Source organism: Cytobacillus oceanisediminis 2691 (assembly GCF_000294775.2).
GTDB lineage: Bacteria > Bacillota > Bacilli > Bacillales > Cytobacillaceae > Cytobacillus > Cytobacillus pseudoceanisediminis.
In genome coordinates this window covers 4,340,533-4,367,396 of sequence record NZ_CP015506.1, presented here as the reverse complement: position 1 = coordinate 4,367,396, position 26,864 = coordinate 4,340,533, and the positions used below count along the sequence as shown (strand labels likewise).

The 26,864-nt window shown below is 42.3% G+C and carries 23 protein-coding genes, 1 tRNA gene, 1 riboswitch and 1 other annotated feature; of the genes, 23 read left to right on the top strand and 1 reads right to left on the bottom strand.

Features of this window, described 5'->3' with window-relative positions; translation table 11 throughout:
• The first annotated feature begins 134 nt into the window (after positions 1 to 134).
• Positions 135 to 1,928, top strand: a complete 1,794-nt coding sequence (gene uvrC, locus A361_RS21955) for an excinuclease ABC subunit UvrC (RefSeq protein ID WP_009333191.1) — start codon at positions 135 to 137, stop codon at positions 1,926 to 1,928.
• A gap of 128 nt (positions 1,929 to 2,056) precedes the next feature.
• Positions 2,057 to 2,236: riboswitch (Lysine riboswitch) on the top strand.
• Positions 2,237 to 2,426: 190 nt separating this feature from the next.
• Positions 2,427 to 3,656, top strand: coding sequence for an aspartate kinase (locus A361_RS21950; RefSeq protein ID WP_019383256.1), 1,230 nt, complete (start codon positions 2,427 to 2,429; stop codon positions 3,654 to 3,656).
• Positions 3,657 to 3,717: 61 nt separating this feature from the next.
• Here the strand turns inward: A361_RS21950 and A361_RS21945 are convergent, their stop codons facing one another.
• Positions 3,718 to 4,170 (bottom strand): YslB family protein, encoded by a 453-nt coding sequence (locus A361_RS21945; RefSeq protein ID WP_009333189.1) that lies wholly within the window; start codon positions 4,168 to 4,170, stop codon positions 3,718 to 3,720.
• A 349-nt stretch (positions 4,171 to 4,519) separates the two neighbouring features.
• On the opposite strand from A361_RS21945, the gene A361_RS21940 reads away from it, so the two are divergent.
• The 21 genes from A361_RS21940 (at position 4,520) to A361_RS21840 (ending at position 26,721) form a co-directional block, all read left to right on the top strand.
• Positions 4,520 to 5,128 carry a succinate dehydrogenase cytochrome b558 subunit gene (locus tag A361_RS21940; RefSeq protein ID WP_009333188.1) on the top strand — a complete coding sequence of 203 codons (609 nt, stop codon included), beginning with the start codon at positions 4,520 to 4,522 and terminating at the stop codon, positions 5,126 to 5,128.
• A gap of 141 nt (positions 5,129 to 5,269) precedes the next feature.
• A complete protein-coding gene (sdhA, locus tag A361_RS21935) occupies positions 5,270 to 7,030 on the top strand; it encodes a succinate dehydrogenase flavoprotein subunit (RefSeq protein ID WP_009333187.1) in 1,761 nt (586 codons plus the stop codon).
• A 3-nt stretch (positions 7,031 to 7,033) separates the two neighbouring features.
• On the top strand, positions 7,034 to 7,801 hold the full coding sequence (sdhB, locus tag A361_RS21930; protein WP_009333186.1) for a succinate dehydrogenase iron-sulfur subunit: 768 nt from the start codon (positions 7,034 to 7,036) through the stop codon (positions 7,799 to 7,801).
• 396 nt (positions 7,802 to 8,197) lie between these two features.
• A complete protein-coding gene (locus A361_RS21925) occupies positions 8,198 to 8,662 on the top strand; it encodes an acyl-CoA thioesterase (protein ID WP_019383255.1) in 465 nt (154 codons plus the stop codon).
• A 147-nt stretch (positions 8,663 to 8,809) separates the two neighbouring features.
• Positions 8,810 to 9,034, top strand: a complete 225-nt coding sequence (locus tag A361_RS21920; protein ID WP_009333184.1) for a helix-turn-helix domain-containing protein — start codon at positions 8,810 to 8,812, stop codon at positions 9,032 to 9,034.
• Positions 9,035 to 9,192: 158 nt separating this feature from the next.
• Positions 9,193 to 9,651 (top strand): MarR family winged helix-turn-helix transcriptional regulator, encoded by a 459-nt coding sequence (locus A361_RS21915; RefSeq protein WP_009333183.1) that lies wholly within the window; start codon positions 9,193 to 9,195, stop codon positions 9,649 to 9,651.
• Between the two features lie 10 nt (positions 9,652 to 9,661).
• Positions 9,662 to 10,456, top strand: coding sequence for a glutamate racemase (racE, locus tag A361_RS21910; RefSeq protein ID WP_019383254.1), 795 nt, complete (start codon positions 9,662 to 9,664; stop codon positions 10,454 to 10,456).
• A gap of 281 nt (positions 10,457 to 10,737) precedes the next feature.
• Positions 10,738 to 12,879 (top strand): DNA helicase RecQ, encoded by a 2,142-nt coding sequence (recQ, locus tag A361_RS21905; protein WP_019383253.1) that lies wholly within the window; start codon positions 10,738 to 10,740, stop codon positions 12,877 to 12,879.
• Positions 12,880 to 13,049: 170 nt separating this feature from the next.
• Positions 13,050 to 14,117, top strand: a complete 1,068-nt coding sequence (locus A361_RS21900; protein ID WP_009333180.1) for a GerMN domain-containing protein — start codon at positions 13,050 to 13,052, stop codon at positions 14,115 to 14,117.
• 175 nt (positions 14,118 to 14,292) lie between these two features.
• Positions 14,293 to 15,063 (top strand): ribonuclease PH, encoded by a 771-nt coding sequence (gene rph, locus A361_RS21895; protein WP_009333179.1) that lies wholly within the window; start codon positions 14,293 to 14,295, stop codon positions 15,061 to 15,063.
• A 1-nt stretch (position 15,064) separates the two neighbouring features.
• Positions 15,065 to 15,676 (top strand): XTP/dITP diphosphatase, encoded by a 612-nt coding sequence (locus tag A361_RS21890; protein WP_019383251.1) that lies wholly within the window; start codon positions 15,065 to 15,067, stop codon positions 15,674 to 15,676.
• Positions 15,673 to 16,191: a metallophosphoesterase gene (locus tag A361_RS21885; RefSeq protein WP_019383250.1), complete on the top strand. Its 519-nt coding sequence runs from the start codon at positions 15,673 to 15,675 to the stop codon at positions 16,189 to 16,191. The genes A361_RS21890 and A361_RS21885 overlap by 4 nt, the downstream gene beginning before the upstream one ends.
• A gap of 144 nt (positions 16,192 to 16,335) precedes the next feature.
• Positions 16,336 to 16,412 (top strand) — tRNA-Arg (locus A361_RS21880).
• Between the two features lie 467 nt (positions 16,413 to 16,879).
• Positions 16,880 to 17,135, top strand: a binding site (T-box leader).
• Between the two features lie 80 nt (positions 17,136 to 17,215).
• The gene (gene ilvB / locus A361_RS21875; RefSeq protein WP_019383249.1) at positions 17,216 to 18,937 is read left to right on the top strand and encodes an acetolactate synthase large subunit; all 1,722 of its coding nucleotides are present in this window, start codon (positions 17,216 to 17,218) and stop codon (positions 18,935 to 18,937) included.
• Entirely contained in the window at positions 18,934 to 19,452 is a 519-nt protein-coding gene (gene ilvN / locus A361_RS21870) for an acetolactate synthase small subunit (protein ID WP_009333175.1), read from the top strand. The genes ilvB and ilvN overlap by 4 nt, the downstream gene beginning before the upstream one ends.
• Positions 19,453 to 19,692: 240 nt before the next feature.
• The gene (ilvC, locus tag A361_RS21865) at positions 19,693 to 20,715 is read left to right on the top strand and encodes a ketol-acid reductoisomerase (protein WP_019383248.1); all 1,023 of its coding nucleotides are present in this window, start codon (positions 19,693 to 19,695) and stop codon (positions 20,713 to 20,715) included.
• Positions 20,702 to 22,246 (top strand): 2-isopropylmalate synthase, encoded by a 1,545-nt coding sequence (locus tag A361_RS21860; protein WP_009333173.1) that lies wholly within the window; start codon positions 20,702 to 20,704, stop codon positions 22,244 to 22,246. The genes ilvC and A361_RS21860 overlap by 14 nt, the downstream gene beginning before the upstream one ends.
• 110 nt (positions 22,247 to 22,356) lie before the next feature.
• The gene (gene leuB / locus A361_RS21855) at positions 22,357 to 23,469 is read left to right on the top strand and encodes a 3-isopropylmalate dehydrogenase (protein ID WP_019383247.1); all 1,113 of its coding nucleotides are present in this window, start codon (positions 22,357 to 22,359) and stop codon (positions 23,467 to 23,469) included.
• A gap of 96 nt (positions 23,470 to 23,565) precedes the next feature.
• Entirely contained in the window at positions 23,566 to 24,981 is a 1,416-nt protein-coding gene (gene leuC / locus A361_RS21850) for a 3-isopropylmalate dehydratase large subunit (RefSeq protein WP_019383246.1), read from the top strand.
• Between the two features lie 16 nt (positions 24,982 to 24,997).
• A complete protein-coding gene (gene leuD / locus A361_RS21845; protein ID WP_019383245.1) occupies positions 24,998 to 25,591 on the top strand; it encodes a 3-isopropylmalate dehydratase small subunit in 594 nt (197 codons plus the stop codon).
• Between the two features lie 101 nt (positions 25,592 to 25,692).
• On the top strand, positions 25,693 to 26,721 hold the full coding sequence (locus A361_RS21840; protein WP_019383244.1) for a tetratricopeptide repeat protein: 1,029 nt from the start codon (positions 25,693 to 25,695) through the stop codon (positions 26,719 to 26,721).
• Positions 26,722 to 26,864: the final 143 nt, after the last annotated feature.

Sequence of the window (26,864 nt, the reverse complement as noted above, 5' to 3'; positions counted from 1 at the left end):
TTAGCGGCTAAATAATATTGGTTTGCTGCCAGCGCAAACAAAGTATTATACTAGCTTTCACCCCAAAATGATTATGCCAAACAATGAATAAATTGAACTTCAATAAAAAGTTTTAACCGGGGAGGTGTAGTGCCATGAATGATACGATAAAAAATAAACTGATGCTGCTTCCTGCCCAGCCGGGATGTTATTTGATGAAAGACAGGCAGGGTACCATCATATACGTGGGGAAGGCAAAAATCCTGAAAAACCGTGTAAGATCCTATTTCACAGGCTCACATGACGGAAAAACATTAAGACTTGTTAATGAGATCGTAGATTTTGAGTACATTGTCACTTCTTCAGATATGGAAGCACTGATCCTTGAGATGAATCTGATCAAGAAATATGATCCGAAATATAATGTAATGCTGAAGGACGATAAAAGTTACCCTTTTATCAAATTGACGGCCGAACGCCATCCCCGTCTAATTACAACCAGAAAAGTAAAAAAAGACAGGGGAAAATACTTCGGACCATATCCCAATGTGCAGGCTGCCAATGAAACAAAAAAGCTGCTCGACCGAATTTATCCTCTCCGCAAATGTTCAACTCTTCCGGACAGAGTTTGCCTTTATTATCATTTAGGCCAATGTCTTGCGCCATGCGTGAAGGCCGTAGGTGAAGACCAATATAAGCAAATGACAGACGAGATTGCAAAATTCTTGAATGGCGGATACAAAGAGATTAAAAAAGACCTGACTGCAAAAATGACAGCAGCTGCTGAAGAATTGGACTTTGAAAGGGCAAAGGAGCTTAGGGATAAAATTGCCCATATAGATGCAACAATGGAAAAGCAAAAAATGACAATGACAGACTTTACCGACCGGGATGTATTTGGATATGCGGTTGATAAAGGATGGATGTGTGTTCAGGTATTCTTCATCAGACAGGGTAAACTCATTGAAAGAGATGTATCAATGTTCCCTATTTATAATGAGCCGGAAGAAGAAATCTTAACTTTCCTCGGCCAGTTTTATACAAAAGCAAACCACTTTAAACCGCGAGAAATATTGGCACCGGATTCGGTTGATGCTGAAATGGCAGAACAGCTTCTGGATGTTAAGGTGCTAAAACCGCAGCGAGGGCAAAAAAAGGACCTGGTGAAGCTTGCTTATAAAAATGCAAAAATTGCTCTCCAGGAGAAGTTTTCTTTAATTGAGCGTGATGAAGAACGGACAATTAAGGCTGTAGAAAATCTGGGGGATCAGCTTGGAATATATACGCCTCACCGGATAGAAGCATTTGATAATTCAAATATCCAGGGAACGGACCCTGTTTCAGCCATGATCGTCTTTATTGATGGCAAACCAGAGAAAAGAGAATACCGTAAATATAAGATTAAGTCTGTTAAAGGCCCTGATGACTATGAATCCATGAGAGAAGTAGTCCGGCGCAGATATACAAGGGTACTGAAAGAAGAGCTGCCGCTTCCGGACTTAATCATGATTGATGGGGGAAAAGGGCATGTTGAAGCTGTACGGGATGTGCTTGAAAATGAGCTCGGTCTGGATATTCCGATTTCTGGCCTGGTGAAGGATGAAAAGCACAGGACTTCTCAGCTCTTATATGGTAATCCGCTTCAAATTATTCCACTTGCAAGGAACAGCCAGGAATTTTATCTGCTTCAGAGAATTCAGGACGAGGTTCATCGTTTTGCGATTACTTTTCATCGCCAGCTTCGCGGGAAAAATGCCTTTCAGTCTATTCTTGATGATATTCCCGGCATAGGAGAAAAACGAAAGAAACAGCTGCTGAAAGCCTTTGGATCTGTAAAGAAAATGAAAGAAGCACCAATAGAGGAGTATAGGAAAATAGGCATTCCTGAGAATGTTGCCGAGGAATTGAAGTTGAGGCTCGAGGAACAAAATGGAAATCCTAAGTCATAAATGGATATAGACAGAAAATTTCAGATATGTTATACTAATTCAAACTTTATATCAATATCACTTTATAGCGATAAAGCGTATGTTCATTTAGTTCAAACAAAGTTTTGGGACTATGAACCGAATCGTTAAGTGAAGGTAGAGGTGCGAACTTCATCAGTAAAAGCTTGGAGAAGAATGAGCTTCCATGAAAAGCTTTGAAAGGGTACGTTCGCCGAAGTGGAGAAAATCTCATCATTTTTTCTGCTGGTTCTGCATTGAATAAATGCAGGATTGTCAGGACAATGCCGTCCTGGAGAGCTATCTCACTGTGTTTGCTCATTTTTATACTTTGGCTGCACAGCAATGGGATAGTAAACTATTCCATTGCTTTTTTTATTGCCCAAAAGGGTATTTTAGAGTTAAGGCCATTGTCAAATACAGCAGAGTGAACTGATATGCTTCACTTACATAGGACGGCAAATCACAAAATTACTATTTCTTTAGAAAGAAGGGAAAGCTGTGGGAATCATTGTGCAGAAATTCGGGGGCACCTCCGTGGGGACTGTAGACAGAATTCAAAATGTTGCCAATCGGGTAATTGAAGAAAAAAATCGGGGAAATGATGTTGTTGTAGTTGTTTCGGCAATGGGCAAAACAACTGATCAGCTGGTTGGCATGGCAAGGGAGATTTCCCCCTCACCTGATAAAAGGGAAATGGACATGCTGCTTACAACCGGCGAACAGGTGACCATCTCTTTATTGGCAATGGCTTTAAATGCGAAAGGGCATCCCGCCGTTTCTTTTACAGGGTGGCAGGCAGGCATTAAAACAGAAGCAGTCCATGGCAATGCGAGGATAGTGAATATTGATCCAGGTACCATTCAGGGTGAATTAAACCAGGGGAAAATTGTAATTGTGGCAGGCTTCCAGGGGATGACTGAAGATGGTTCCATCACCACACTTGGCCGGGGCGGATCTGATACAACGGCTGTTGCACTGGCTGCAGCACTTAAAGCTGATAAATGTGATATTTATACTGATGTAACCGGGGTATTTACATCAGATCCCCGCTTTATAAAGAATGCCAGAAAATTATGTTCTGTTTCCTATGATGAAATGCTTGAACTGGCCAATTTGGGGGCAGGTGTGCTCCATCCAAGAGCAGTCGAATTTGCGAAAAATTATGGACTTCCCCTTGAAGTGCGTTCAAGCCTTGAGAAGGAAGCCGGAACAATCATTGAGGAGGAAGTAAAAATGGAACAAAACTTAGTCGTGCGCGGTGTGGCATTTGAGGATGATATAACAAGGGTGACGATTCTTGGTCTTCCTAATTCAATGACTGGATTGTCTACTATTTTCTCGGCGCTTGCCAAAAATCGCATTAACGTTGATATCATTATCCAGAGCATGACAGAGGCTCAGACGACAAACCTTTCATTTTCAATAAAGAATGAAGATCTCACAGATACAGTAAAAGTGCTGGAAAAGCATAGAGAACAATTAAATTATGACAGAATTGAATGGGAATCGGGCCTTGCTAAGGTTTCGATTGTTGGCTCAGGCATGATTTCCAATCCGGGTGTGGCTGCAGAAATGTTCGAAGTGCTTTCCGCGAATAAAATAACGGTGAAAATGGTAAGCACATCAGAAATTAAAGTATCGGCGGTTGTTGAAAACAGCAAAATGATTGATGCAGTTGATGCTTTGCATGATGCATTCAATCTGTCGGTTTCTCCGGTTAAGGCTTAATTCCAGGAATATCAAACAATAAGCTATCAAAATTGATAGCTTATTGTTTGTACATATGATATTACTCAGCAGGATCCTTTTTATCCCACTTCACTGTAATAAGGATTTTGCCAGTTTTTTTGCGGGGATGTTCGAATGCCTCACAAATGACTTCTTTTTGAAGTTCAATCTGCTGGGCTATAAATCCGGCCTCAAGCTGAAAGGTGCAGTTATGATTTTTTTTGCAGCGGTCTGTAATCAGCTGGCTGGATAATTCCATTTCAATTTCATTTTTCGATTCGTTTGCGATGGAAAGATTTCCCCAGCCGGCGTTTATAAAAAACTCGGCAATCTGGCCGGCTGTTTCCAGAGGATACATGCGTGCGATCCTTTTGCCTGCCCAATATAAAATTTCCGGTGCTTCATTTCCCAAAAGGTCATGCAGCAGCACTTCCCGGATTAGTTCATAGCCAAAAACCGGAACTGACTGTATGTGATCTTCATTAGTGGATTTCGCAGATGCTAATTCGCTCAATAGTCTCCCCTCTTTCTATGATTCTATTATATACAATATGCTGAGAGAGTTAATATCAATTCGGGAAAAAATAGAACGATTTGCATAGAAATAATTACTATTCCAGTATACTGGAGAGCAGCAACTGGGTCATATTGAACCGCAGAATAATATATGTTTTTTAGCCGCTAATATTTTTTAAAAATTTTATTAATATGGAACATTTTATGTATCCGTTTTCTTGACGCTCTATTATCTTGGGAGTAAAATGGACATGTCACATAATTGTAAGAAAATGAATAACATTTTCGAGATGATGTCCTGAGCGGGGGCTCAGCATCATTTTTTTAAAATCAGGGGGGGAAAGTTTATGGCAGGTAATCGTGAGTTTTTTAATCGCAGATTGCATTCATTACTTGGGGTTATACCGGTTGGTTTGTTTTTGGTGCAGCACCTTGTAGTGAACCATTTTGCAACAGGGGGAGAGGAATCTTTTAATAATGCAGCGCATTTCATGGAAAGTCTTCCATTCAGAATATTCCTTGAAACGTTTGTAATCTATCTACCTTTGCTGTTCCACGCAATCTATGGACTTTATATTGCTTTTACTGCAAAAAATAACGCAAGCAGGTATGGATACTTCCGAAACTGGATGTTTATGCTGCAGCGTGTTTCAGGTGTCATTACACTGGTTTTTGTTGCATGGCATGTTTGGGAAACACGTGTACAGGCTGCCTTTGGAGCAGATGTTAACTTTCAGATGATGGAGAACATCCTATCTAATCCATTTATGTTCTGGTTCTATATTATTGGAGTCATTTCTGCAATTTTCCACTTTGCTAATGGGCTTTGGTCATTCCTTGTCAGCTGGGGAATTACAGTATCTCCTCGTTCACAGGTTATTTCCACGTATGTAACGATCGGAATATTCATTGCACTATCTATTGTTGGTGTACGTGCTCTAACAGCATTCATTTAAAAGACAATAAAAGACTATTAGACTTCGGATTTATAACGTGCCAATAATATTGCAGCTTTGAGAAGCAGTCTGGCTTTAAGCGCGATAGGCAGGCGCTCTGCGCTTTTCTAAGTTGTACTAGTAATTAGGGAGTGAGTCACTATGGGTAAAGGAAAGGTTATAGTTGTCGGCGGCGGATTAGCCGGTTTAATGGCGACAATTAAAGTTGCAGAATCAGGGACTCCGGTTGAATTATTTTCTTTAGTGCCGGTTAAACGTTCTCACTCTGTTTGTGCCCAGGGCGGCATCAACGGAGCAGTAAATACAAAAGGGGAAGGCGATTCTCCTTGGATTCATTTTGACGATACAATTTATGGCGGAGACTTCCTGGCAAACCAGCCGCCTGTTAAAGCGATGGCAGAGGCAGCACCAGGAATTATTCACTTATTTGACCGTATGGGTGTTATGTTCAACCGTACCCCTGAAGGGCTGCTTGACTTCCGCCGCTTTGGCGGTACACAGCATCACCGTACAGCATTCGCTGGTGCTACGACAGGTCAGCAGCTTCTTTACGCGATGGACGAGCAGGTCCGCCGCCATGAAGTTGCAGGCTTAGTAACAAAGTACGAAGGCTGGGAATTCCTAGGGGTAGTAATCGACGATGATGGAGCTTGTAAGGGTGTCGTTGCCCAGAACCTGACTTCTATGGAGATCAAGTCTTTTGCTGCTGACGCCGTTATTATGGCATCCGGCGGACCTGGAATTATCTTCGGGAAATCCACTAACTCTGTTATTAACACAGGCTCAGCTGCCTCGATTGTTTATCAGCAGGGTGCTTATTATGCAAATGGAGAATTTATTCAAATTCATCCAACCGCTATTCCGGGAGACGATAAGCTTCGTCTAATGAGTGAATCTGCGCGTGGTGAAGGCGGACGAGTTTGGACATATAAAGATGGCAAACCATGGTATTTCCTTGAAGAGAAATATCCTGCTTATGGAAACCTGGTGCCTCGTGATATTGCAACCCGTGAAATTTTTGACGTGTGTGTTAACCAGAAGCTTGGCATTAATGGGGAAAACATGGTCTATCTTGATCTTTCCCATAAAGATCCTAAAGAGCTTGATATTAAGCTTGGCGGAATTATTGAAATCTATGAAAAATTCCAGGGTGAAGACCCGCGTAAAGTGCCAATGAAAATCTTCCCTGCTGTCCACTATTCAATGGGCGGACTATGGGTGGACTATGATCAGATGACGAATATTCCTGGCCTATTTGCTGCAGGTGAATGTGATTATTCACAGCATGGTGCCAACCGTCTGGGTGCAAACTCCCTTCTATCAGCCATTTACGGCGGTATGGTAGCAGGTCCGAATGCTGTCAAATATATCAGCGGCCTTGATAAGAGTGCTGAAGATCTGCCATCATCATTATTTGACCGCCACGTAAAACAGGAAGAAGAAAAATGGAATAATATTATGTCTCTTGATGGCACAGAGAATGCATATGTCCTTCATAAAGAGCTTGGTGAATGGATGACAGATAATGTAACGGTTGTACGCCACAATGACAGGCTTTTGAAAACAGATGAAAAAATTGTTGAACTTATGGAGCGCTATAAAAACATCAATATTAATGACACTGCGAAGTGGAGCAATCAGGGTGCAAGCTTTACCCGCCAATTGCAGAATATGCTTCAATTGGCTCGTGTTATTACAATTGGTGCATACAACCGTAATGAAAGCCGCGGTGCACACTATAAGCCGGATTTCCCAGAGCGTAACGATGAGGAATTCATGAAAACAACAATGGCGAAGTTTGTTGATGCAAATTCCGCTCCTGCATTCCATTACGAAGACATTGATGTAAGCTTAATAAAACCGCGTAAGCGTGACTATTCTAAAAAGAAAGGGGAGAATTAATCCATGCAAGAAACAAAAACTAAAACAGTCCGTTTTGTAATCAGCCGCCAGGATACTCCTGATTCAGCCCCTTATCAGGAAGAGTTTGAAATAGATTACCGTCCAAATATGAATGTTATTTCTGCCCTTATGGAAATTCGCCGTAATCCGGTCAACGTGAAGGGTGAACATACTACTCCAATCGCATGGGATATGAACTGTCTTGAAGAAGTCTGCGGTGCATGTTCAATGATTATTAATGGAAAGCCCCGCCAGTCCTGCACGGCTCTTGTAGATCAGCTGGAACAGCCGATCCGTCTTGAGCCGATGCGCACGTTCCCTGTAGTCCGTGACCTGCAGGTAGACAGAAGCCGTATGTTTGACTCCTTGAAAAAGGTTAAAGCGTGGATTCCGATCGATGGTACTTATGATTTGGGACCAGGACCGCGTATGCCTGAGAGAAAGCGCCAATGGGCATATGAATTGTCAAAGTGCATGACATGCGGTGTTTGTCTGGAAGCATGCCCGAATGTAAACAGCAAATCTGACTTTATTGGGCCAGCTCCTTTATCACAGGTTCGTTTGTTCAATGCTCACCCAACTGGTGAAATGAATAAAGCAGAACGCCTGGAGCAAATTATGGGTGATGGCGGACTAGCCAACTGCGGAAACTCTCAAAACTGCGTACAGTCCTGCCCGAAAGGCATTCCTTTAACAACATCCATTGCGGCACTTAACCGCGATACAACATTCCAGTCTTTCAAAAACTTCTTTGGAAGCGATCAGATCTAAACATCTTAAAACCCCTTTCCTTTTTGGAGAGGGGTTTTTTTAGGTTTCTTTGAGCAGCTAATTAAATTTAACCACTGAGCTGAGTGGAGTGGAAGGCGCGAGATCCTCGAAAATGCATGGCATTTTCTTCATGCGGTGTGGATTCAAGGAAGTTTATTCAACGTCCTTCGCAAGTAGCGTACCATGGGAGGGCCGCAGACGCGAAGCGTCGGCAGCCCCGTGGGAAAGCTTGATTACCAGCAACGGAAAATCAACGGGCAGAATTAATTTTCCATAAATTTAATTAGAGGCACAATATTTTAACACATGCTGAAAGGTTTTCAAATAATTCCAAAAATACTATAATGAAATATAACAGAGTGAGCGCTCATTCATTAATAGCCGGGAGGAACTGCCATGAAAAAATTGAGCTATATTGACGATTTTAAAAAATGGGAAGAAGAATTCATTTTCTTCCATCCAGTAAAAGTCAGATTTTCTGAAACAGATATGTTTGGACATTTGAACAATACCGTTCCATTCACATATTATGAAGAAGCACGGATAGAATTTTTCAAAAGCAAAGGCTTTATGCAGGACTGGGTAAAACTTAATAATGAAACCATACCAGTCGTAGCAGACCTCCAATGCGATTTTATCTGCCAGGTTTTCTTTGATGAAGAGATACAAATTTATGTAAAAGCTGCTTCGATAGGTAATTCTTCTGTTGATCTTCATTATATGGGCAAGAAATCAGACGGTTCAGTTTGCTTCACCGGCAGGGGCACGATGGTGCAGATATCAAAGGTGACAGGCAAGGGTGTGCCTTGGACCGCAGAGATGAAAGAAATGCTGAAAAGCGGGGTTAAAGTACGAGCCTAGCGGCACAAATGGCACATTTTTGAAAATAACTTTCTCCTTTCACTAAATATAGTCACTTCGGCTGTTTTGCTGACATATGATATGGTGACTAAATATATACCCATCCCGCGGTTCATAGCTGGCGAAAGGCAAGGAGGGTTACAATACTTGAAGGAGAATGAATATACTCACAAGCCGTTACTCACCAAACGAGAAAGAGAAGTATTCGAATTGTTAGTACAAGATAAAACAACAAGGGAAATCGCTGGTGAATTGTTTATAAGTGAAAAAACGGTTCGGAACCACATTTCCAATGCCATGCAAAAGCTTGGTGTAAAGGGGCGATCACAAGCTGTTGTAGAGCTCCTTCGAATGGGAGAGCTAGAACTTTAATTTAGACCGGCTATCCTTCTGGGAAGCCGGTTATCACATTTATAAAGGGGTTTTTCATTATTGGTTTTATTTCTATCTTGAAATTTATACGGAAAAAGGTGAAAATAAATGCACAAGGGCAGAAAACGTCGTATAAGCTTAAATGGGAGTGTTTAAGAATGAAGCTTGAAGATCCTAAAACAAATGAAATAAATGATGTTGTAGCTGAAATTGAGAAAGACTTAAGATACATATCCGGCATTATCAAGCAGAAGGGAAGGGAAATTCTAAGTGATTTCACCATTACCCCTCCTCAGTTTGTTGCATTGCAATGGCTTTTTGAAGAAGGCGATATGACCATCGGTGAGCTATCAAACAAAATGTATCTTGCATGCAGCACGACAACAGATCTTGTTGACCGAATGGAGAAAAACACCCTTGTGAAGAGGGTTAAAGACCCAAATGACCGAAGAGTGGTCAGGATCCACCTGCTTGAAGAAGGAGAACGGATTATTGAAGAAGTTATAAAAAAACGCCAGGATTATCTAAAAGAAGTTTTAAAAAATTCTTCACATAATGAGGTCTTGTTCCTAAAAGATAACTTAATGAAATTACACCATGATATGCGAGGAGAATGAGGCGGTACTTGTGAAACAACCTATAGGAATTATTGACTCCGGAGTCGGAGGCTTAACAGTCGCAAAAGAAATCATGCGGCAGCTGCCAAATGAAGATATTGTTTACCTTGGAGATACAGCCCGATGCCCCTATGGCCCCCGGCCTGGTGACGAGGTAAAATCTTTTACCTGGCAAATGACGAAATACTTGCTTGAAAGAAATATTAAAATGCTGATCATTGCCTGTAATACTGCTACTGCTGTAGCCCTTGAAGAAATACGCAGGGAACTCACGATACCGGTTATCGGTGTCATTTTCCCTGGGGCCAGAACAGCTATAAAAGTAACAAAAAATCATAAAATTGGTGTCATTGGCACAGAAGGCACAGTCAGAAGCAAGGCATATGAAAATGCGCTGATTCAGTTAAACAGGAGATCTGATGTGCATAGTCTGGCATGCCCTAAATTCGTTCCTCTTGTAGAGAGCGGGGAGTATGAAGGCTCTGTTGCCAAAAAAATCGTGGCTGAGACTCTTCAGCCTATTAAAGGCAAAGGAATGGATACACTCATTCTCGGGTGTACCCATTATCCTTTATTAGAACCAATTATAAAAAATGTAATGGGAAAAGACGTAAATGTCATCAGTTCCGGTGAGGAAACAGCAAGGGAAGCAAGTACCATTCTGCATCACTATGGAATGCTAAAAGCTGTTGCTGAGAACCCTGAATATAAATTCTGCACAACGGGCTCAACAGCCATTTTTTCTAAAATTGCTTCAAAATGGCTGGGGTCTCCCGTAAATACCGTAGAAAAAATATCGCTTTAATAAATGCAGACATCTTCTGAACTTTTTCAGAAGGTGTTTTTTTAAGATAAGTATAAAATTTTGAACGCGGATAACTGTCTAGCTCCAGCGCCTTGCCCAGCCCCTCGAGGTGAGGCCCCCAGGATGGGGGTCATGCAGACGTTGCCACAGGACGTGGCGTTCTTAGTCTGCGTTCCTTCGCGGGCAAGGCGCTTCCGCTTTTCTTTTAGGATTACATTTTAAAAAAGCTTTGGTATCATGAGAATGATAGACAAATTATATTAGTTGAGTTGGTGATCAATTTGCTGGCACAAGCCGAAAACTATCTGAAAAAATATTTTGGATATACCTCTTTCCGCCCTGGCCAACAGGATATTATTCAAAATATCCTTTCTCAAAACAATACTCTTGGCATTCTCCCAACTGGAGGCGGAAAGTCAATCTGCTTCCAAATACCCGCTCTTGTACTCCCCGGAACGGCCATTGTGATCTCTCCCTTAATTTCCCTGATGAAAGATCAAGTAGATGCTCTTAGCCTTGCCGGCATCCCGGCTGCTTTTATCAACAGCACGCTGTCTTCAGCTGAGTATCAGCATGTTATGGCCGGAATACGCAATGGTGAATATAAGCTCGTGTATGTGGCGCCGGAACGATTTGGTTCCATGGCCTTTTTGGAATTATTAAACGATATTTCAATTAGTGCTATCGTCTTTGATGAGGCGCACTGCATCTCTCAATGGGGACATGATTTCAGACCAAGTTATCGTTCCGTTGTCGAAGAGCTAAACAGCCTGTACCAGAAACCTGTAATCGCTGCTTTGACAGCAACAGCAACACGTGATGTCGCAGAGGATATTCGCAGGCTTTTAAACATAGGAGAGGAACATACGTTTATTACCGGTTTTGCAAGGGAGAATTTATCTTTCCACGTTTTGAAAGGTGTTAACAAAAGGGACTTTATATTGCAGACCATAAAGAAACATAAAAACGAAGCGGGAATTATATATACTTCAAGCCGCAAGGAAACGGACCAGCTGTACCAATTTTTAAAAAGCAAGAACTGCTCAGCTGCCAAGTATCATGCAGGCTTAAAGGAAGAAGAACGAAAAGAAGCACAGAATTCCTTTGTATACGATGAATCAGACATTATGATCGCCACGAATGCTTTTGGAATGGGGATTGATAAATCCAATGTCAGATTTGTCATCCACTATAATCTTCCGCGGAACATTGAAGCCTATTATCAGGAAGCGGGGAGGGCTGGCAGAGATGGCGTGGATAGTACATGCTACCTGCTGTTTGCCCCTCAGGATATCCAGCTGCAGAAGTTTTTGATAGAGGAGAGCAGTCTGAATCAACAAAAAATGGAGCAGGAATACAGCAAGCTAAAGGATATGGTGAATTACTGCCATACAGAAAAATGTCTCCAGTCCTATATCATTGAATATTTTGATGAAAATGCCGATCCTATTCGATGCGGCAAATGCAGCAGCTGTCTGGATGAACGGACAAGCATGGATATTACTCAGGAAGCATTAATGATTTTCTCATGCATTAAGCGGATGGGAGAAAGATTTGGCATTACTTTGACAGCCCAGGTTTTAAAAGGCTCCAATAATAAGAGAATCCGCGAAATGAATTTTAATAAACTTTCAACATTTGGATTGCTGAAAAACCGCAAAGAAAAAGAGATTGCTGATATGATAAACTATCTTCTGGCCGAGGACTATCTGGCTTTAACAGATGGGAAATATCCAACAGTAAGGCTGTCAGCCAGTGCGGTTCCCGTGTTGAAGGGGCAGAAAAGATTATTTATGAAAATAAGCGAACCGGTGCCTGTTCAGGAAACAGATGAAAACATTGAGCTCTTCGAGATGCTGAGAAAGCTCAGGAAAAAGTTTGCAGATGAGGAAAATGTCCCTCCTTTCGTAGTATTTGCTGATGCATCATTAAAAGAAATGAGCCGGTATTTTCCAGTCAGCAAGGACATGATGTTAAATATTAAAGGTGTAGGGCAAATGAAGTATGAAAAGTATGGGGAAGACTTTATCCAGGCTATCAGAGAGTTTGCCGAAGAACATAATATTTCGCCTAATCCGGCTGCAGAAGCACCTTCAAAAACAGAGGAACCAATAGATGATCGCCCAAGCTACCTGATTTCCTTTGACTATTACAAGGATGGAGATTCAATAAGAGAAATAGCCAAAAAGCGAAATTTCTCACCGATAACAATTCAAGAGCATATATTTCGCTCTGTCAGAGAAGGCAATGTAATTGACTGGTCAGAAATATTCAATGAAACTGAAGAAAAGCTCGTTTTACAGGCTGCTGAAAAAGCTGGAAGAGACAAACTTAAACCAATCAAAGAAGAACTTCCGGAAGAAATAGATTATTTTAAAATCAAAGCCGTCCTGGTAAAAGATGAACTGCAGAAACAAATATGACAAAGAAGCTCCTTATGGGGGCTTCTTTTTTAATGGATGCCATTTCAAACCTTTCTTTCGGTTTGTCCAAATTTGTCAAAAATCTATTAACACTTTTATCCCAAAAGCCGGTCTAAATTTCAGATAGGCTCGTATACATGTAGTACAAACTGTCTCAGGGGGGATTATGTATGTCTATAAATAAAAAAACGTCTATAGTGTCAGCTGTGCTGGTATCATCTGTTCTATTATCAGGATGCGGATTGTTCGGAAGCCAGGGGAAGGAAAAGGTCGATCCGCCAAAAGCAGTATCTTATACCGATGAAGGCGAGAGTGTAGCCGAAGAAACAGCTGGAAAAGAAACAGCCGAAAATGAAGAGGGTGTTACGGCAAATCTTAAAACAGAGCTTTACTTGATTGATAAGAACGGGTATGTCGTTCCCCAGACTATTGACTTGCCAAAAACTAATTCAGTTGCTACACAGGCGTTAGAATACCTGGTAGAAAACGGTCCTGTTACAGAATTTCTTCCTAATGATTTCCGTGCAGTCCTTCCGGCTGATACAAAAGTTTCGGTAAATATTAAAGATAAAGTTGCAACCGTCGATTTTTCAAAAGAATTTAAGGAATATGCTAAGGAGGATGAAAAGAAAATTCTCCAATCAGTAACCTGGACACTTACACAATTTGATTCCATTGATAAAGTTAAGCTGACATTAAACGGACATGAATTAAAGGAGATGCCTGTGAATGGCACTCCGGTCAGTTCGGCGTTAAGCAGAGCCAATGGAATAAACATGGATACAACGGAAGTAGTGGATATCACGAATACGAAGCCGGTTACCGTTTATTATCTGGGCGGGGATGAAGAAAACTATTATTACGTGCCTGTCACCAAGCGTGTCAGCAATGATATGGACAATAAAGTTGAAGCGGTTGTATCCGAACTGATAAAAGGGCCGAACTATGCTTCTAATCTGGTGACAGACTTCCTTCCGGATGTAGAGCTGCTTGAGGCTCCAAAAGTTGAAGAAGGAAAAGTCACATTAAACTTCAATGAGAATGTTTTCAGCAGCTTCGAAGAGAAAATGATTTCCAAGCACTTGCTGAATACACTTGTCCTTTCACTGACAGAACAAAAGGGCATCGAAAGCGTGGCTGTCACAGTCGATGGCAAAGCAGAGATTGTCAATGAGGATGGCCAAAAACTATCTGAGCCTGTAACCCGTCCTGAAAATGTGAATACAGGAAGTTTTTAATAGAGCAGATTTTGTTATACTATATAATAACAGGAAAAAGAGGTTGGCATTTAATGCCGCCTCTTCTTTGTTGGTAAAATGAAGGCATGCCAATGTACCTGGACAAAAACATACTTAGGGCGATGCTCTGGATAAATTATTTTTTTACATATGGAAAAGAAGGGGGAATCAGCTTATGCGTGCAGATGGACGTGAACCGAAGCAGCTTAGGCCTATACATATTGAATCAGATTACTTAAAGCATCCTGAGGGCTCTGTGCTTATAACTGTGGGAGACACGAAGGTGATTTGCACAGCAAGTATCGATGAGAGGGTCCCTCCTTTTATGAGGGGACAGGGGAAAGGCTGGATAACAGCTGAATATTCCATGCTTCCAAGAGCAACCGAACAGAGAAACATCAGGGAATCGGCAAAAGGGAAAATCTCAGGTAGAACAATGGAAATCCAGCGTCTGATCGGCCGTGCTCTCCGCGCAGTGGTGGATCTTGATGCGCTTGGCGAAAGAACGGTTTGGCTTGATTGCGACGTAATCCAGGCGGATGGAGGGACCCGGACAGCATCTATTACAGGAGCCTTTGTCGCTATGTCACAGGCGATGGATAAACTGTACAGCAGCAAGAAACTTGCTCACTACCCAATCAATGATTTCCTTGCTGCCACAAGCGTGGGAATTCTTAAAAATAAGCAGGCTGCAGTGGATTTGAATTATATTGAAGACTCCTCAGCGGAAGTAGATATGAATGTCGTTATGACTGGCAGCGGTGAGTTTGTGGAGCTTCAGGGAACGGGAGAAGAAGCGACTTTTTCTTATACCCAGCTGCAGGAAATGCTGGGTGCTGCACAGGAAGGGATATCAGAGCTGTTTGAGTTTCAAAAGGCTGCGCTTGGAGAGAAAATCACAGAAAGTATTCTAAGTAAAAGAGAAAAGCTGGAGGGGAGGTCATAGCATGCAGGAAGTGATTATCGCTACTAAAAATGCAGGCAAAGCCAGAGAGTTTGAACGGATGTTCAAACCTCTTGGGTATGAAGTTAAAACGCTGCTGGATTATCCTGATTTTCACGATGTAGAGGAAACAGGAAGCACGTTTGAAGAGAATGCCATTCTGAAAGCGGAAGCCGTTTCTGAAGCTTTTGGAAGAATGGTAATTGCCGATGATTCAGGATTGATCATTGATGCGCTTGGAGGAAAGCCAGGCATCTATTCAGCCCGCTATGCAGGAGAAGAAAAAAACGACCAGAAAAACATGGAAAAGGTTCTGGATGAGCTCGAAAGTATTCCGGATCATAAGCGGCAGGCGCGGTTCTATTGTGCTCTTGCAATCGCTGCACCCGGAAAAACTACTGTAACAGTTGCAGGAACTTGTGAAGGCCATATCTTAAGAGAAAAAAGAGGGACTAATGGATTTGGCTATGATCCTATTTTCTTTACAGAAGAAAAAAACAAAGCAATGGCTGAATTAATGCCGGAGGAAAAAAGCCAGATCAGCCATAGGGCGAATGCTCTCAAAAAGCTGGAGGAGCTGCTTCCTTCTTTTGTGACCGGAGCTGAGAACTCATGAAGGTTCTGATAGTCAGTGATAGCCATGGGTTAACCTCTGAACTCAGCCAAATCCGCGAAATGCATCCTGATATGGATTTGATGATTCATTGCGGAGATTCTGAGCTTCAGGCAGATCATGACTCATTAAGAGGCTACGCTGCTGTAAGAGGAAATTGTGACTTTGAGGCAGCGTTCCCGGAGGATAGAGTAGAAGAAGCTGGGGGACTCCGCTTTTTCGTCACACACGGCCACAGATATTCCGTTAAGTCTACCTTAATGAATCTATCATACAAGGCACGTGAAATGGAAGCAGATATCGTATGCTTTGGCCATTCACACGGTCTGGGAGCTGAAATGTCCGATGGGATATTATTTATTAACCCCGGAAGCATATGGCTGCCCAGAGGAAGAAAGGAAAAAACATATGTCATACTGGAAGCCAGGGGAAAGGATGTTACACTGGATGTGTATGACTTATCTAATGGGAAAATTCCTGAACTGACACAAAATTTTTCACTGGTAAAAAGCGAGTAATTTGAATATAATAACTGAGGGAAGCCAGTCTTCCCTCAATAATAAAAAAATATCTTACAAAGTGTTGACTTCTTAACATTTGTTTAATATAATAAATCTTGTCGTTGAGTTAATTAATCTCAATCAAGAAAAAATATTCAATACGTCCCAGTAGCTCAGCTGGATAGAGCAACGGCCTTCTAAGCCGTCGGTCGGGAGTTCGAATCTCTCCTGGGACGCCATTTACACATCTGGCAGCACTACATATCTTACCGAATTCTTACTCACCTTTTTGGTGAGTTTTTTTATTTTTAATTTAGTTTTAATAGCAGTAGTCTGCCAGTGGAACCTTCAGTACTTAAGCCATTTTAAAACCTCTTAAATTTAAACCGATTTCAGCTGTTATACCCCTTCATAAAAAAATTATCTAAAATTTTTTTGTCCCAGAGAATGTGAATATATCAACAATGTAAGCGGATACACAAAAACAGACTAATCGAAATTATCAAATAATTCATAAAAAGGGTGTTGACGGCTGATAAAAATGGGCGTAAGATAGTCCTCAATATAAGAAATTCACACCTTTAAGTTAAATAGAATTATAACCTTCATCTTAGTGAAAATATTCTTGTAATAAGCTTCTTGGGTTTTTTTTATTTAATAATTCAACGGTTTAAAGCGTTAGTGTAATGAGGTTGAAATCAGAATATGAAAAGCGTAGAAGAGGATAAGTAGTTTTATGACAGGCATTCACAGAGAGCCGGACCTGCTGAAAACCGGTAATGCCCTCTTAAAATGAACTCACCTCTGAGCGCAGTCCTGAAAGATGATCGATTAGGGGCTGCCGGGTGTTCTTCACCCGTTATCAAAACGGACAGCATTTGGCTGTTCATGAGTGCACGCACTATAAGCGTGAATCAGGGTGGTACCGTGGAACAGGTTATCAAAGCCTTTTCATCCCTTATACCTACAATCGATAGGTGTCTTTAGGGGTGGAAGGGCTTTTTATATTGGAATTATATAAACATGAGGAGGTTATCAACAAATGCTGCAGGAAGCTGCCTTAACAGAAACAAAAACGGAGACACATCCTGTCACCGGTGCTGATCTGTTATTAAGAGCCTTGGAGAAAGAAAATGTTGAAGTGATTTTTGGTTATCCTGGAGGAGCTGTTCTTCCACTCTACGACAAACTGTATCATTCAGAGATTCTTCATGTGCTGCCGCGTCATGAACAGGGAGGAATTCATGCTGCTGAAGGGTATGCCCGGATAACTGGAAAGCCGGGTGTTGTAATTGCCACTTCAGGCCCAGGAGCCACTAATATTGTTACCGGGCTTGCGGACGCAATGATGGATTCACTTCCGCTGATTGTTTTTACAGGCCAGGTGGCAACGGGAGTCATTGGATCAGACGCCTTTCAGGAGGCAGATATCCTGGGGATAACCACTCCAATTACAAAATACAATTATCAGGTCCGCAGCATTGAAGATATCCCGAGAATTGTTAAAGAAGCTTTTTATATAGCTTCAACCGGCAGGCCAGGACCAGTACTGATCGATATACCTAAAGACATCGCTGCGGGAGTTTCAGATCAGCCTGAGGAAGAAAAGGAAGTGAATCTGCCGGGATATCAGCCGACATTAAAACCAAATTACCTGCAAATAAGGAAATTAACTGAAGCGGTCAGCAGATCGAAAAAGCCTGTCATCCTGGCTGGTGCGGGCGTGCTTCATGGAAGAGCATCCAAAGAATTAAAAGAGTATGCGGAGCAGCAGCAAATTCCTATTATTCACACACTCCTGGGCCTCGGCGGGTTCCCGGCAGATCATCCATTATTTATCGGAATGGCAGGGATGCATGGCTGTTATGCAGCCAATATGGGACTTACAGAATGTGACTTGCTGATAAATATTGGAGCCCGATTTGATGACAGATTAACTGGAAACTTACAGCATTTTGCACCACATGCAACAGTCGCCCATATTGATATTGATCCTGCTGAAATCGGCAAGAACGTTCCGACTTCCATTCCGATTGTCGCAGATGCAAAAGAAGCTCTAGAGCAGCTGATTCTGCAGGATGGAAAACCGCCGGCCCATAAAGAATGGATGGAAACCATCATGGGGTGGCAGGAGGAATATCCATATTTCTATGATAAAGAGTCTGGACGATTGAAGCCCCAGAGAGTCATGGAAATGCTTCATTCAAAAACGGAAGGGAATGCCATCGTCGTAACAGACGTAGGACAGCATCAAATGTGGGCAGCCCAATACTACCGCTTTAATAAGGCAGACAGGTGGGTGACATCAGGAGGGCTTGGTACAATGGGATTTGGTTTCCCTGCCAGCATCGGAGCTCAGTTGGCCGACCCGGAAGCATGCGTACTCGCTATTTGCGGAGATGGAGGGTTCCAAATGTCAACGCAGGAGCTTGCCATTATACAGGAAATGAACCTGCCGGTGAAAATTATCATTTTTAATAATATGGCCCTTGGCATGGTCCGGCAATGGCAGGAGATATTTTATGAATCCCGTTTCTCTCACAGCAAAATTCCAGTACAGCCATCATTCGTAAAATTGGCAGAAGCCTACGGAATAAAAGGATATGTCATTCAATCTGAAGAAGAAGCTGAAGAGTTATTGGATGAAGTGCTTCATAACCGCGAACCAGTACTTATCGACTTCCGGGTGGATCCGGATGAAAACGTGTATCCGATGATTGCGCCTGGAAAAGGACTTCATGAAATGGCAGGTGTAAAACCATGAAAAGAGTCATATGCCTGACTGTTATGAATCGGCCGGGTGTGCTAAACAGAATCACGAATTTATTTTCTAAAAGAAACTTTAATATCGAAAGCATTTCAGTTGGGCTGTCTGAACATGAAGGGATGTCGCGCATCACTTGTGTGGTCCATGTTGAGGACTCCAGTGCCAGTGAACAAATTACGAAACAGCTAAACAAGCAAATCGATGTGATAAAAGTGACTGATATCACGGATCAGTCGATAGTGGCAAGGGAGCTCGCCCTCATAAAAGTTCAGGCGGTCCCTTATACAAGAAATGAAATATACTCTTTGATTGAACCTTTTAGAGCTTCTGTCATAGATGTCAGCAAGGATAGCATGACTGTTCAGATTACAGGTGAATCTGATAAAGTAGAAGCTTTCATTGAACTGATTAAACCTTATGGAATCAAAGAGCTTGCCCGGACGGGAACAACGGCATTCCCAAGAGGAACACAGCGTACTTCCCAGCAGTCCAAATCATATTCAATTGTTTAATTATTAATTACTGAGTTGATTGTAGCGGAAGGTGCGAGACTCCTGCAGGAGTAGCGGGACAGGTGAGACCCCGCAGACGCGCAGCGTCGAGGAGGCTCACCGCCCGCCCCGCGGAAAGAGAGCAGCCTGGAGCGGAAATCAACGGACAGCATTGATAAAAGAAACACTACAATTTATACGAATAGAGCCAAAAATTAATTATAAAAAATAATAAATTTTAATAGGAGAGGGAGATAAAACATGGCAAAAATGTACTATAACGGAGATGCAAATGCAGCTTATTTAAACGGAAAGAAAGTAGCGGTTATCGGATACGGTTCTCAGGGACATGCGCATGCGTTAAACATGAGGGACAGCGGAGTTGAAGTTGTAATCGGCCTTAGAAAAGGGAAGTCTTGGGATAAAGCAGAAGAAGACGGCTTCCAGGTATATTCGGTCGCTGAGGCTGCTGCACAGTCTGATGTAGTGATGATCTTATTGCCGGATGAACTCCAGCCAAAAGTATACAAGGAAGAAATTGAACCGAATCTATCAAGCCAGGCATTAATGTTTGCTCATGGATTTAACATTCATTTTAATCAGATCGTGCCTCCAAAAGAGTGTGATGTACTGCTTGTAGCACCTAAGGGACCAGGCCATTTGGTCAGAAGAACATATGAACAGGATGCAGGTGTCCCAGCACTGTTTGCAGTCCATCAGGACGTAACGGGAGAAGCGAAGGAACTGGCCCTTGCTTACGCTAAAGCCATTGGATCTCTTCGCGCAGGTGCATTAGAAACAACGTTTAAAGAAGAAACCGAGACAGATCTATTTGGCGAACAGGCAGTGCTATGCGGCGGGTTGACTTCTTTGGTGAAAGCAGGATTTGAAACTCTTACAGAAGCTGGGTATCAGCCGGAACTGGCATACTTTGAATGTCTCCATGAGCTAAAACTCATCGTTGACCTTATGTATGAAGGCGGTTTGGAAGGAATGCGCTATTCCATCTCAGATACTGCTCAATGGGGAGATTTTGTCAGCGGCCCGCGGGTAGTAGATGCAAGAGTGAAAGAAGAAATGAAGGCAGTTTTGAAAGATATCCAGGAAGGCAATTTTGCTAAAGGCTGGATTTTGGAAAACCAGGCAAATAGACCGGTATTCAATGCCGTAAATCAGAGAGAAAATGAGCATCCGATCGAGCAGGTTGGAAGAGAGCTTCGCAAGATGATGCCGTTTGTCAATAGCAGCAAGAAGAAAGAAGTGGTCGTAAGTGCGAACAATTAAGATATTTGACACAACCTTAAGAGATGGCGAACAATCGGCCGGTGTAAACCTTAACTTTTCCGAAAAGTTAGAAATTGCCAGACAGCTGGAGCGCTTGAATGTTGATATTATTGAAGCTGGTTTTCCTGCAGCGTCAAAAGGTGATTTTGCTTCTGTTCAGAAAATTGCCCAGACTATTAATAACTGCTCGGTCACAGGCCTGGCGAGAGCAGTTATCTCTGATATAGATGCCGCATGGGGAGCATTAAAGGACGGGGCTGAGCCAAGGATACATACATTCCTGGCAACCTCTCCGATTCACAGACAATATAAGTTAAAGAAAACGAAAGAAGAAGTGGTTGAAACAGCAGTTGAAACAGTTAAGTATGCTGCTTCAAAGTTCCCGATCGTCCAGTGGTCTGCGGAGGATGCTACCAGGACGGAATTGCCTTTTCTTGCTGAAATAATTGAAAAGGTCATCCAGGCTGGGGCGACGATCATTAATATACCGGATACTGTGGGATACACAACACCGCAGGAATATGGAGAGATTTTTCAATATTTAAGAAATCATGTTCCTTCTATTGATAAAGTATCCTTATCAGCTCATTGCCATGATGACTTGGGAATGGCCATAGCTAATTCCCTTTCAGCTATAGAAAATGGAGCAACACAGATTGAGGGCACTATCAACGGGATTGGTGAAAGAGCAGGAAATGCGGCATTGGAGGAACTGGCGGTAGCCCTTTACATCCGAAATAATCATTATCAGGCTTCCACCCGTCTGAATCTTCAGGAAATCAGCAGAACGAGCAGCCTGATCAGCAAGCTGACAGGCATGGTGGTACCAGCCAATAAAGCGATTGTCGGAAGAAATGCTTTTGCACATGAATCAGGAATACACCAGGATGGGGTACTGAAGGAAAAAACAACTTATGAAATTATTTCCCCTGATCTAGTCGGATTCCAATCCAATTCCATGGTGCTTGGAAAACACTCTGGACGCCATGCCTTTAAAAATCGTCTGAGTGAACTGGGGCTTGAAGTAGCAGATGAAGAAGCAAACCGGCTATTCACAGTTTTCAAGGATTTGGCTGACCGCAAAAAAGAGATGACAGACGATGACCTTGCAGCCATTGTACTTGAAGAGAAGCTCTCCAAGGAACAACGATTCTATGATTTGATCGGAATCCAAATTCAATATGGCACGAACTCTGTTCCAACGGCAACTGTTACTCTGTCAGGATCAAATAACGAAGTGATCCAGGAAGCCGGTACTGGAGCAGGAAGCATAGAAGCTCTGTATAACACATTGGAAAAATGCTTGAATGGAACAGCTAACCTTCTTGATTACCGCATTCAATCCGTAGGGGCAGGAAGAGACGCTTTAGCTCAGGTTTATGTAAAGCTGAACTACGAAGGAGTGGAAACCAGCGGCCGCGGATTGGCTCAGGATGTGCTCGAAGCTTCCTCAAAGGCTTACTTGAACGCTGTTAATAGAGTGATATATATGAAAGAAAAAGCACAGGCGCAAGCGGTAGAGGCGAATTAATAGAAGCTCCTGTTCCTCCCCGCGGGTTTGCTATAGTGCCCCGTGCTGAAATCAATAACCAAAACAATAATCTATAAGAATAAACAAAAAAACAGACGGAGGGATTAAAAATGAAAAAACGTATCGCAGTACTTCCAGGAGATGGGATCGGCAAAGAAGTGGTGAAGGGAGCAATTGAAGTCCTGCAGGCCGTTGGAGAACGGTTCGGACATCAATTCCAATTTTCATATGGCAAAATTGGCGGTTCTGCTATTGATGCAGCCGGAACTCCACTGCCTGATGAAACACTGGAGCTTTGCAAAGAAAGCGATGCGGTCATGCTGGGAGCGGTTGGAGGGCCTAAATGGGACCGGCAGCCTCCCCACCTTCGTCCTGAAAAGGGTCTCTTGATGATCCGAAAGGAATTGAATCTCTATGCAAATCTGCGGCCAACTCAATATTATTCCAGCCTTTCTGATACTTCTCCATTAAAAAATGAAGTAATTGAAGGTGTGGATATGCTGATGGTCAGAGAATTAACTGGCGGCCTGTATTTCGGAAAGCCAAGCGAGAGGACCCAGCAAAACGGAAAAGATGCTGTGGTAGATACATTGTTTTATCAAAAAGAAGAAATGCGGCGAGTCATTAAACTGGCCTTTGAACTTGCCGGAAGCCGCCGTGGCAAGGTGACTTCTGTTGACAAGGCAAATGTTCTGGAATCAAGCCGAATGTGGAGAGAGGTAGCGGAGGAAATTGCAAAGCAATATCCGGAAGTGGCATTGGAGCATATGCTTGTTGACAATGCAGCGATGCAAATGATTAAAAATCCGAAGCAATTCGATGTTGTAGTAACGGAAAATATGTTTGGTGATATTTTGAGCGATGAAGCTTCTGTATTGACTGGCTCTTTAGGGATGCTTCCTTCTGCCAGTATCTCGGAAAATGGGCCATATTTATACGAACCAATCCATGGTTCAGCACCGGATATTCAAGGGAAGAATGCAGCCAATCCTATTGCCATGATTTTATCAGCAGCGATGATGCTTCGATTATCTTTCGGAATGGAAGAGGAAGCTGAAGCGGTTGAAAATGCTGTTAATCAAGTACTTGAAGCTGGCTATCGTACAAGAGATATTGTTTCATTTGGAAAAAAGGTGGTAACTACTTCTGAAATGATTGAAGAGGTGAAGGCTACCCTTTTGGATAACGAAGCGATTCTAAATATCATGGGGGCTTATGCATAAAGCTGAAATGATGGCTGGACACAGTTTCAGCTGATTTTAAAAACTGAGACACGGCCTTCATCGGCCGTGTTTCTTTTAAAAAGGGAGTGGAACAGAATGGGAAAATCAATAATAGATAAGATTTGGGAAAAGCATGTAGTCCACAGGGAAGAGGGGAAGCCGGATTTGATGTACATAGACCTCCACTTAGTGCACGAGGTTACATCCCCTCAGGCTTTTTCAGGTTTAAGAATGAAAAACAGAAAAGTCAGAAGGCCTGATAAAACGTTTGCTACAGTTGACCATAATATTCCTACTGATAACCGAAAAGTCATCAATGATCCTGTTGCACTGAACCAAATGACTACTTTAGAAAAAAACTGTCTGGAATTCGGCATCCCTCTTGCAGGCCTGGATAGTCCTGAACAGGGGATAGTCCATGTTATCGGGCCGGAGCTGGGGCTTACTCAGCCAGGCATGACAATTGTTTGCGGTGACAGCCATACATCGACTCATGGAGCTTTTGGATCAATAGCATTTGGCATTGGAACAAGTGAAGTGGAGCATGTCATGGCTACCCAGACTTTATGGCAAAGCAAGCCTAAAACATTAAAACTGGAGATAAATGGCGAGTTGAAAAAAGGGGTTACCGCTAAAGATGTCATACTTTATATTATTGCCAAAAACGGAATTGGCTTTGGTACGGGCCATATTATTGAATATTGCGGAGATGCCATTGCGAAAATGTCAATGGAAGAAAGAATGACGATTTGTAATATGTCCATTGAAGGAGGAGCAAGGGCAGGGCTTGTCAGTCCTGATGAAACGACGTTTGCTTATCTGCAAGGACGGAAGTATGCACCAAAAGGAGCTGAATTTGCGCAGGCGGTAGAGAATTGGAAAGAGCTTGTATCCGATCCTGATGCGGCATACGATAAAACCATTCAAATTGATGCAGCAGATATTGCGCCAATGGTCAGCTGGGGGACAAATCCTTCTATGACTTCCAAAGTGAATGAACTGCTTCCAAAACTTGAGGAATGCAAAAACGAGCTTGAACAAAAATCACTTTCTAGAGCTTTAGATTATATGGGGCTGCAGGAAGGGCAGAAAATTGAAGACATTCAGATTCAGCATGTATTCATCGGGTCCTGTACAAATTCCCGGCTGGAAGACTTAAAACAGGCCGCGGAAATAATTAGAGGGAAGAAAGTTCATCCTCAAGTCCGTGCACTTGTTGTTCCGGGGTCACAGCAGGTCAAAAAGCAGGCGGAGGCTGAAGGACTGGATCTTATCTTTAAGCAGGCTGGTTTTGAATGGAGGGAATCAGGCTGCAGCATGTGTTTGAGCATGAATAATGATATTGTGCCAAGCGGCGAGCATTGTGCATCAACATCAAACCGAAATTTTGAAGGACGCCAGGGATCAGGGGCCAGAACACATCTTGTCAGTCCATTAATGGCGGCTGCGGCAGCTTTGTACGGACATTTTGTGGATGTAGGTGCTTTGCTAAGCGCAGAAACAGTTCAATAAGAAGGAGGAGAACAAAATGAGCGGATTTAAAACACTGCAAGGGAAAGCTGCTGCTTTAGATAGAGCAAATGTGGATACTGATCAGATTATCCCCAAGCAATTTCTTAAGAGAATTGAAAAAACGGGGTTTGGACAGTATCTGTTCTATGACTGGAGATTTACAAAAGATGGTTTGCCTAATCCTGAGTTTGAGTTGAATAAGGAAGAAAACCAGGGTGCCCCTATCCTCATTGCTAATGAAAACTTCGGCTGCGGTTCTTCGAGGGAGCATGCACCATGGGCTTTGGGAGATTATGGATTTAAAGTCATCATTGCCCCTTCATTTGCTGATATTTTTCATCAAAATTGCTTAAAAAATGGACTTTTGCCAATCACTCTTCCGGCTGAAACAGTCGAATATCTGCTCAAGCGTGCTAAAAGCCAGCCATACGAATTAAAGGTTGATTTGCAGAATCAAGTAATTGAAGATGAACATAATTTTTCAGCATCATTCTCTATTAATGATTACTGGAAAAAAATGCTGATTAATGGATGGGATGAAATAGAGATTACCCTTCAATTAGAAAAAAGCATTTCAAATTTTGAAGAAAAAAAGTTAGCGGTACAGTAGGAATATATGAAAGATTCATGGCGGGAAACCATGAATCTTTTTGTTTTTCTGCTGATTCATGCTACACTATCTTCAAAAATATAAGTTGAGGCGGTACTAGCATGGGAAAGCGGGAACGGAAAAATCAAAACAATAAAATCATTCTATTTCCCGGCCTTGAGAAAAGACTGCTGGAAAAGGGGCTTGAGTCCTTTCAGCAGAAAAGGTATCAGGAATCGATCCGGTTCTTTGAAGAAGCAATGGAGATGGAGCCTGAGAATACCGATGTACATATCGGGCTTGTTCTGGCATATTATGAAGCGGGAGAGTTGGAAAAAGCGAAAGAACTGGCTAATAAAATGCTCCAAACAGGCATTGGGGATTACATACAGGTAATGGATCTTTATTTAATGATCCTTGTGCAGCTGCACCAATACAGCGAGATTGCAGCAATGATTGAAGTTCTCCTTGAAGAGAGGGAGATCCCGAAGGAGAAGTTTGAGCATTTCAGCAGAATGCTTGAGTTCAGCAGAAAGATGGCGGCTTCACCGTCTGAAGCCGAGATTGAAGCACCTGAAATGGAGGAATTCAAGAACAGGAAGCTAAATCTGTTCTCCTACCAGGATCAGCATGACCAAGTGCAGATCGCTGCACAGCTGGCAGAGCATAATATCAGGCCATATATAGAAGATATTAAAGCATATCTTGAAGCGCATGACGGGAATCCTTTCTTTAAAACGATGCTGTTAAATGTGCTTACCGAGCATGGTTATGATAAATATGTACCGATTCGGAAATTTAATAAGAGTGTACGCGTTATTCCTGCCGATCTTCCCCCGGTACATCAGCAGCCGATGCTGTTAAAAATAGTCAATAAACTGGAGATTCAGCTCGAGCAGGAAGATCCGGTATTATATGAAAATACAAAAAGCCTTGCAGAAAGGCACTTTTTCCTGCTATATCCGCTTGAGGCTTCACCGGATAACGCTGCGTCCTGGGCGGCGGCATACCATATGCTTTCATATGAGTACCATGGCTTAACCAGTTCTTTCAGCAAACTGGGAGATATTTATGAAGCTCCAGAAGAGGAAATTGAACAGGCTCTTGTCTTTATAAGAAAGATAGAAGAAATTTCTTATCCCAATATTTAGCCTTCAATGTTGAAAGACAGGGAGTGTATGTTATAATATAATGGTTGTATTATGTGTATATATACATTTTTATTAAATGGATATGGCTTGAAAAACAAGAGATATTCATAACATTCTGTGTTGAATGAAATGATAATAGATTT